Source organism: Pseudomonas sp. GW823-FHT06B06, from assembly GCF_058795195.1.
This window is the reverse complement of sequence record NZ_JBXAHO010000054.1, coordinates 22952-30794: the sequence shown is the minus strand read 5'-3', so window position 1 is coordinate 30794 and position 7843 is coordinate 22952. Positions and strand designations below refer to the sequence as shown.

Sequence of the window (7843 nt, the reverse complement as noted above, 5' to 3'; positions counted from 1 at the left end):
CTGGTCAGCGAAATGCCCCATGGCGGGCAGAAGTTGTCGGGGTATGGCAAGGACATGTCGATGTATGGGCTGGAGGATTACACCGTTGTGCGGCATGTGATGTTCAAGCATTAAAAATCAAACGCTTCGCGAGCAGGCTCGCTCCCACAGTTGATCGAATTTCCCCTGTGGGAGCGAGCCTGCTCGCGAATATCGCATCGCCAATCCCCAGCCATGCGTTACAAGGTTCTCTGGCTGTTGCCGATACCCTTGGCAATGTCAATTCCCCAGTCCATCGCTGCTTCCATGTCCAGCATATGGGGTTTTGGATCGTGGTTTTCGTCAATGACCGAGCCGTCCGGCCGGTAAACACCGATGAACATTCCCAATGAGCCGTCCTTCAGTATCTCGGCCTTGACCTTGATGCTGCATCCGTTCGAAAGCGTCTCCTTGTGCTCGATATGGCGCTCAGTCATTGCTGCTCCCCTCCCACGGTTGGTTTCGACCTATCGGCAATGCTAGCTCAGCCGCCTGCCAAGCGCTGATCGAGGCGACGGCCACCGCGCCCTGACAGCGGCGCAATGGCACCTATACTAGAGGCCACCTCCCCCCCAAGGGGCTGCACTCCCAACAACAAAAAAGCAGAGGTGGAACATGGTCTGGCAGCAAATCTACGATCCGTTCAACAACCCGGTGCTTTCGACCCTCATGGCAGCCGTGCCGGTGGTGGTGATGCTCGCAGCCCTGGCCTTCTTCCATGTCAAGGCACACCTGGCGGCACTGCTCGCCCTGGCCTCGGCCCTGGTGATCGCGATTTTCGCCTTCGGCATGCCCGCCGGCATGGCGGGGTCGGCCGCGTTGTACGGCGCCGCCAACGGTTTGTTGCCCATCGGCTGGATTGTGTTGAACATCATTTTCCTGCACCGGCTGACCACCGAGAACGGCTCGTTCAAAGTGCTGCAGGACTCCCTGGCGCGGATCACCGACGATCGCCGCCTGCAATTGCTGCTGATCGCCTTCTGTTTCGGCGCCTTCTTCGAAGGCGCAGCGGGGTTCGGTACGCCGGTGGCGGTGACCGGGGCGATCCTCATCGGCCTGGGCTTTTCACCACTGGCCGCTTCGGGCCTGGCGCTGATCGCCAATACCGCGCCCGTGGCCTTCGGGGCCCTGGGCACGCCAATCATCACCCTGGCCAAAGTCACCGGGCTCGATGAAATGGAGCTGTCGATGATGGTCGGACGGCAACTGCCGTTCTTCTCGGTAATCGTGCCTTTCTGGCTGATCTGGGCCTTCGCCGGCTGGCGCAAGATGCTGGAAATCTGGCCGGCGATCCTGGTGACCGGGGTCAGTTTTGCCGTCCCGCAGTTCATCGTGTCCAACTATCACGGGCCGATGCTGGTGGACGTGATCGCCGCGCTGATTTCCATGGCCTGCCTGACGGGTTTCCTCAAAGTGTGGAAACCGGCCACCGTGCATACCTCCGCCGCCCTGTCCGGGCGCGTCGATAACTCGGCCATCGCCGAGGAGCATGACGAAAAGCCGATCGCCAGCGCAGCCTTTGCCAGCGATGCCAAGCCCGCGGTAATGCGCGCCTGGATGCCGTGGATCATCCTCACGGTCTTCGTTTTCGCCTGGGGTACCCAAGGCTTCAAGAACATGTTCGACACCCGCCCGGCGATCGATCCGGCCACCAGCGCGGCCAAACTGGATCCCCAGGGTAAACCGTTGCGCGAGGCAAATCCGATTTTCGCCCCGGTCCTGACTTTCACTACGATTCACCAGCAGATCGAAAAGATTCCGCCCGTAGTGCCTGCACCGAAAACCGAAGAAGCGATCTACAAGTTCACGTGGTTCACCAGCACTGGCACCGGCATTCTGCTGTCGGCGATTCTCGGCGGGCTGTTGATGGGCTACTCCATCCCGCAGCTGGTTCACCAGTACCTACGCACGCTGTGGGTGGTGCGCTACTCACTGGTCACCATTACCGCGATGCTCGCCCTGGGCTTCCTCACCCGCTACTCGGGGCTGGACGCGACCATGGGCCTGGCCTTTGCCGCGACAGGGATTTTCTATCCGATGTTCGGCACCCTGCTCGGCTGGCTCGGCGTGGCGCTGACCGGCTCGGACACCGCGTCCAACGTGCTGTTCGGCGGCTTGCAAAAAGTCACCGCCGAGCAACTGGGGCTCAGCCCGGTGTTGATGGCCGCCGCCAACAGTTCCGGCGGGGTCATGGGCAAGATGGTCGACGCCCAGTCGATCGTCGTTGCCTCCACCGCCACCCGCTGGTATGGCCATGAAGGGGAAATCCTGCGCTATGTGTTTTTCCACTCGATCGTCCTGGCGATCCTGGTCGGCGGCCTGGTGACGTTGCAGGCCTATGTCGCACCGTTCAGCAATATGGTGGTGGGCGGCCATTGATCGGACAACCCGGGCAATCACCCAAATGCTGTTCACTGTAGGAGCGAGCATGCTCGCGATGGACTCAAGTACGCTGCGTTTAGTCAGTAAACACGCGTTATCGTTGACGACCATCGCGAGCATGCTCGCTCCTACAGTGACCCAGCATTACGGCAATCGCCCGGGCTTTCATGAACGGAGTATCGTAAAACGACTATGAATATTCTCTACGATGAACGCGTTGATGGCGCTCTGCCAGAGGTCGACAAGGCCGCGCTGTTGCAGGCCTTGCGCACGCAGTTGCCCGACCTGGAAATCCTGCACCAGCAGGAAGAACTCAAGCCGTACGAATGCGACGGGCTGAGCGCCTACCGCACCACGCCGATGCTGGTGGTGCTGCCGCGGGACATCGCCCAGGTCCAGGGCGTATTGCGCCTGTGTCACGCACGCCGGGTACCGGTCGTCGCCCGGGGTGCCGGTACCGGCCTGTCTGGCGGCGCCTTGCCCCTGGAAAAAGGCGTGCTGCTGGTGATGGCCCGCTTCAACCAGATTCTGCAGATCGACCCCGCCGCCCGTACCGCGAGGGTGCAGCCGGGAGTGCGCAACCTGGCGATCTCCCAGGCCGCCGCGCCGTTCGGCCTGTACTACGCGCCCGACCCGTCCTCGCAGATCGCCTGCTCGATTGGCGGCAACGTCGCCGAAAACGCCGGCGGCGTGCATTGCCTCAAGTACGGCCTGACCGTGCATAACCTGCTCAAGGTCGACACCCTCACCGTCGACGGCGAACAACTGACCCTGGGCTCCGACGCCCTGGATTCCCCCGGCCTTGACCTGCTGGCCTTGTTCACCGGCTCCGAAGGCATGCTTGGGGTGATCACCGAAGTCACGGTCAAGTTGCTGCCCAAGCCGCAGTCCGCGAAGGTGCTGCTGGCCGCGTTCGACTCCGTGGAGAAAGCCGGCCACGCCGTCGGCGACATCATTGCCGCCGGCATCATCCCGGGCGGCCTGGAGATGATGGACAACCTGGCCATCCGCGCTGCCGAAGACTTCATCCACGCCGGTTACCCGGTGGAGGCCGAGGCCATCCTGCTGTGCGAACTCGACGGCGTCGAAGCCGACGTGCGTGACGATTGCGACCGCGTGCGCCAGGTGCTCGAGCAGGCCGGCGCCACCGAAGTGCGCCAGGCCCGGGATGAGGCCGAACGCGTGCGCTTCTGGGCCGGACGCAAGAACGCCTTTCCGGCGGTGGGCCGCCTGTCGCCGGATTACTACTGCATGGACGGCACCATCCCGCGTCGTGAACTGCCGGGCGTGCTCAAGGCCATCGCCGAACTCTCGGCCGAATACGGCCTGCGAGTAGCCAACGTGTTCCATGCCGGCGACGGCAACATGCACCCGCTGATCCTGTTCGATGCCAATACACCGGGCGAACTGGATCGCGCCGAGGCCCTGGGCGGCAAGATCCTCGAGCTGTGCGTGAAAGTCGGCGGCAGCATTACCGGGGAACACGGCGTAGGCCGGGAAAAGATCAATCAGATGTGCGCGCAGTTCAACAGCGATGAGCTGACCCTGTTCCATGCGGTCAAGGCGGCCTTCGACCCCGGCGGACTGCTCAATCCCGGCAAGAACATACCGACCCTGCACCGCTGCGCCGAGTTTGGTGCCATGCATGTGCACGCAGGAAAACTGCCCTTCCCCGACCTGGAGCGTTTCTGATGCACCCACCTGCTGATCTCGATGACAGCACAGCGCTGCTGGAGCAGGTCAACCAGGCGTTGGCCAACGCCACGCCGCTACGGATTCAGGGCGCCAACAGCAAGGCGTTCCTGGGCCGCGTGACGGCGGGGGAAATACTCGATACACGATCGCACCGGGGCATTGTCCGCTATGACCCGACAGAACTGGTGATCACAGCGCGCTGTGGCACACCGCTGACGGAACTGGCAAGCGTGCTGGACGCCGCGCAGCAGATGTTGCCCTGCGAACCGCCGGCCTTCGGCGATGACGCCACCGTCGGCGGCATGATCGCTTGCGGGCTGTCCGGGCCGCGTCGGCCGTGGTCGGGGTCGGTGAGGGATTTCGTGCTGGGTACGCGGGTGATTACCGGGCTGGGCAAGCATTTGCGTTTCGGTGGCGAGGTCATGAAAAACGTCGCCGGTTACGACCTGTCGCGCCTGATGGCCGGCAGTTACGGCACCTTGGGCCTGATCACCGAGGTCTCGCTCAAGGTCCTGCCCAAGCCCCGGCAGGCCCTGAGCATCAGCCTGCAAATGAACGTCGAGCAAGCTTTGCTGCGCCTGGCGGAATGGGGCCAGCAACCGCTGCCGATCAGCGCCGCCTGTCATGACGGCGAGTGCCTGCACTTGCGGCTCGAGGGCGGCGAAGGCTCGGTGGCGGCGGCCCGCGATCGCCTGGGTGGCGAGGTGCTCGACGCTTCGTATTGGGCCGATCTCAACGAACAGCGCCTGGCGTTCTTCGATGAAGACCAGCCACTGTGGCGCCTGTCCGTGCCCAACAACACACCGCGCCTGTCCCTGCCCGGTCGGCAACTGATCGATTGGGGCGGCGCCCAGCGCTGGCTCAAGTCCGATGCCCGGGCAACGTTCATTCGCCAGGTCGTCGCCGAGGCTGGCGGGCACGTCACCTGCTATAGCCACGGGCTCACGGACACGCCCTTCCAGCCACTGCCCGACGCGCTGCTGCGTTACCACCAGAGCCTCAAGCAGCAACTCGACCCCCAGCGCATCTTCAACCCCGGACGCCTGTACGCGGAGTTATGAATCATGCAGACCACCTTGAGCGAACGCGCCCGCCGATTGCCCCGCGCCGAAGAAGCCGACAGCATCCTGCGCACCTGCGTGCACTGCGGTTTTTGCAACGCTACCTGCCCGACCTATCAGTTACTCGGCGATGAGCTCGATGGCCCGCGCGGGCGCATCTACCTGATCAAGCAGGTGCTGGAAGGCAACGAAGTCACGGCAAAGACCCAACTGCACCTGGATCGCTGTCTGTCGTGCCGCAACTGCGAGACCACCTGCCCTTCGGGGGTCGATTACCATAATTTGCTGGACATTGGTCGCGCCGTGGTCGATGCAGCGGTGCCGCGTCCGATTGGCCAGCGCCTGTTGCGCGAGGGACTGCGCAAGCTGGTGCCGCATCCGGACCTGTTCAAACACCTGGTCAACAGTGGCCAGACACTGCGCGCGCTGCTGCCCGGTACGCTGCAGGGCAAACTGCCGCGCAACCTCCCGGTGCCCAAGCAGCGTCCCGCCACCCGCCATGCCCGGCAGGTATTGATGCTCGAAGGTTGCGTGCAGCCCGCACTGTCGCCCAATACCAACGTGGCTGCCGCCAGGGTACTGGACCGGCTGGGCATCAGCGTCATGCCGGCCCGCGAGGCCGGGTGTTGCGGTGCCGTGGATTATCACCTGGACGCCCAGGCGGCTGGCCTCGATCGGGCCCGGCACAACATCGACGCCTGGTGGCCGGGTATTGAACAAGGCGCCGAGGCCATCGTGCAAACCGCCAGCGGTTGCGGTGCCTTTATCAAGGATTACGGGCACCTGCTCGAACGCGATCCAGCCTATGCCGACAAGGCGAAAAAGGTCAGCGCGCTGGCCCGGGACCTGGTGGAAGTATTGCGCGACGAACCGTTGGAACAACTGGGCATCCACAACGCCCACCGCGTGGCGTTCCATTGCCCCTGCACCTTGCAGCACGCGCAAAAACTCGGCGGCGCGGTGGAGAAGCTGCTGATCCGCCTGGGGTTCAACCTCACCACTGTTCCAGACAGCCATTTGTGCTGCGGTTCGGCGGGCACCTATTCGCTGACCCAACCGGAACTGGCCCGACAGCTGCGCGACAACAAGTTGAATGCCCTGGAAAGCGGCTACCCCGAAGTCATCGTCACCGCCAATATCGGTTGCCAGTCGCACCTCGACGGCGCGGGTCGCACCCCCGTTCGGCACTGGATCGAACTGGTCGAAGACGCCTTGTCCCAATAACGCCCACTGGAGAACGCCCATGAACCGCAAAGCCGTCCTGAGCCAGGTCGAAATCAGCCGGATCCTCGCTGCCGCGCGCACCGAAGCCCAGGCCAACCAATGGCCGGTGACCATTGTCGTGGTCGATGACGGAGGACATCCCCTGGCCCTCGAACGCCTTGATGGCGCGCCGCCCATCAGCGCCTACATCGCCACGGAAAAAGCCCGCACCTCGGCCCTGGGGCGGCGTGAATCCAAAGGCTATGAAGAGATGGTCAACGGTGGGCGTACGGCCTTTCTGTCGGCCCCGCTGCTGACCTCCCTCGAAGGCGGGGTGCCGATCATGGTCGACGGCCAGGTGATCGGCGCGGTCGGGGTGTCCGGGGTCAAGGCCGAGCAGGATGCACAAGTGGCGAAAGCCGGGGCGCAGTGCCTCGGTTGACCACAGGGCATGTCGCTGCAAGAACCATCAATCCGCCGAAGAGGAAGCGCACCGATGCCCCGTCTCACTGCAAAAGACTTTTCCCCGCAACTGCTGGAACTCTACGACTACTACGCCCATGGCCTGATCAACCGGCGCGAATTTCTCGACCGCGCCGCGCTGTTCACCCTGGGTGGCTTGACCGCTGGTGCGCTGCTGGCGTCCCTGAGCCCGGATTACGCCCTTGCCGAACAGGTCGAATTCACCGACCCGGACATCATCGCCGAGTACGTCACCTACCCCTCTCCCAAGGGCAACGGGCAGGTGCGCGCCTATCTGGTGCGTCCGGCAAAAGCCGCCGGCAAGGTCGCGGCGGTGGTGGTCGTCCATGAAAACCGCGGGCTCAACCCTTATATCGAGGACGTCGCGCGGCGCTTGGCCAAGGCCGGTTTCATCGCCCTCGCCCCGGATGGCCTGAGTTCGGTCGGCGGTTACCCCGGCAACGACGACAAGGGCCGTGCACTTCAGGAAAAGGTCGACCCGCAAAAGCTCATGAATGACTTCTTCGCCGCCGTCGAGTGGATGATGAAGCATCCCGACGCCAGTGGAAAAGTCGGCATCACCGGGTTCTGTTATGGCGGTGGCGTCACCAATGCGGCAGCCGTGGCTTACCCGGAACTGGGCGCCGCCGTGTCGTTCTACGGCCGGCAACCGCACGCCAAGGATGTGCCCCGGATCAAGGCGCCGGTGATGCTGCACTACGGTGAACTGGATACGCGCATCAACGAAGGCTGGCCCGCCTATGAGCAGGCGCTGAAGGCCGGCGGCAAGACCTATGAAGCCTATATCTATCCCGGCGCCAACCATGGCTTTCACAACGACTCCACGCCGCGTTATGACGAGGCGGCGGCGAAGCTGGCCTGGGAGCGGGCGCTGGGGTGGTTTCGTAAATATCTGGTGTGATTGAATGTTTGGATTGGGGGTATATCCGTTACCGCAGGAATGGATATGTACACCCCACGTTTTACATAAATTCCTATGCTTAAGTGAACAGCATTCCCCT

Annotated in this window: 7 protein-coding genes; 6 read left to right on the top strand and 1 reads right to left on the bottom strand. The window is 63.3% G+C overall.

Features of this window, described 5'->3' with window-relative positions; all coding sequences use genetic code 11:
- Window positions 1-218 precede the first annotated feature (218 nt).
- Complete coding sequence (locus tag AC1Q8Q_RS29700; RefSeq protein ID WP_020801332.1) at window positions 219-455, bottom strand: hypothetical protein; 237 nt, start codon at window positions 453-455, stop codon at window positions 219-221.
- 178 nt (window positions 456-633) lie between these two features.
- Here AC1Q8Q_RS29700 and AC1Q8Q_RS29695 point away from each other — a divergent pair, with 178 nt between their 5' ends.
- The 6 genes from AC1Q8Q_RS29695 (at window position 634) to yghX (ending at window position 7743) form a co-directional block, all read left to right on the top strand.
- Complete coding sequence (locus AC1Q8Q_RS29695) at window positions 634-2397, top strand: L-lactate permease (RefSeq protein ID WP_020801333.1); 1764 nt, start codon at window positions 634-636, stop codon at window positions 2395-2397.
- A gap of 195 nt (window positions 2398-2592) precedes the next feature.
- Window positions 2593-4092, top strand: a complete 1500-nt coding sequence (glcD, locus tag AC1Q8Q_RS29690; protein WP_492615863.1) for a glycolate oxidase subunit GlcD — start codon at window positions 2593-2595, stop codon at window positions 4090-4092.
- Window positions 4092-5156 (top strand): glycolate oxidase subunit GlcE, encoded by a 1065-nt coding sequence (gene glcE / locus AC1Q8Q_RS29685; protein ID WP_020801335.1) that lies wholly within the window; start codon window positions 4092-4094, stop codon window positions 5154-5156. Before glcD ends, glcE begins: the two co-directional genes overlap by 1 nt.
- Before the next feature lie 3 nt (window positions 5157-5159).
- A complete protein-coding gene (glcF, locus tag AC1Q8Q_RS29680; RefSeq protein WP_033044510.1) occupies window positions 5160-6380 on the top strand; it encodes a glycolate oxidase subunit GlcF in 1221 nt (406 codons plus the stop codon).
- A 19-nt stretch (window positions 6381-6399) separates the two neighbouring features.
- Window positions 6400-6801: a heme-binding protein gene (locus AC1Q8Q_RS29675; protein ID WP_033044508.1), complete on the top strand. Its 402-nt coding sequence runs from the start codon at window positions 6400-6402 to the stop codon at window positions 6799-6801.
- Window positions 6802-6855: 54 nt separating this feature from the next.
- Entirely contained in the window at window positions 6856-7743 is an 888-nt protein-coding gene (gene yghX, locus AC1Q8Q_RS29670; protein ID WP_492615862.1) for a YghX family hydrolase, read from the top strand.
- Window positions 7744-7843: the final 100 nt, after the last annotated feature.

Bases quoted from the DNA above. Each gene is read 5' to 3' on its own strand.
- AC1Q8Q_RS29700 (WP_020801332.1), bottom strand. From the start codon at position 455: ATGACTGAGCGCCATATCGAGCACAAGGAGACGCTTTCGAACGGATGC.
- AC1Q8Q_RS29695 (WP_020801333.1), top strand. From the start codon at position 634: ATGGTCTGGCAGCAAATCTACGATCCGTTCAACAACCCGGTGCTTTCG.
- glcD (WP_492615863.1), top strand. From the start codon at position 2,593: ATGAATATTCTCTACGATGAACGCGTTGATGGCGCTCTGCCAGAGGTC.
- glcE (WP_020801335.1), top strand. From the start codon at position 4,092: ATGCACCCACCTGCTGATCTCGATGACAGCACAGCGCTGCTGGAGCAG.
- glcF (WP_033044510.1), top strand. From the start codon at position 5,160: ATGCAGACCACCTTGAGCGAACGCGCCCGCCGATTGCCCCGCGCCGAA.
- AC1Q8Q_RS29675 (WP_033044508.1), top strand. From the start codon at position 6,400: ATGAACCGCAAAGCCGTCCTGAGCCAGGTCGAAATCAGCCGGATCCTC.
- yghX (WP_492615862.1), top strand. From the start codon at position 6,856: ATGCCCCGTCTCACTGCAAAAGACTTTTCCCCGCAACTGCTGGAACTC.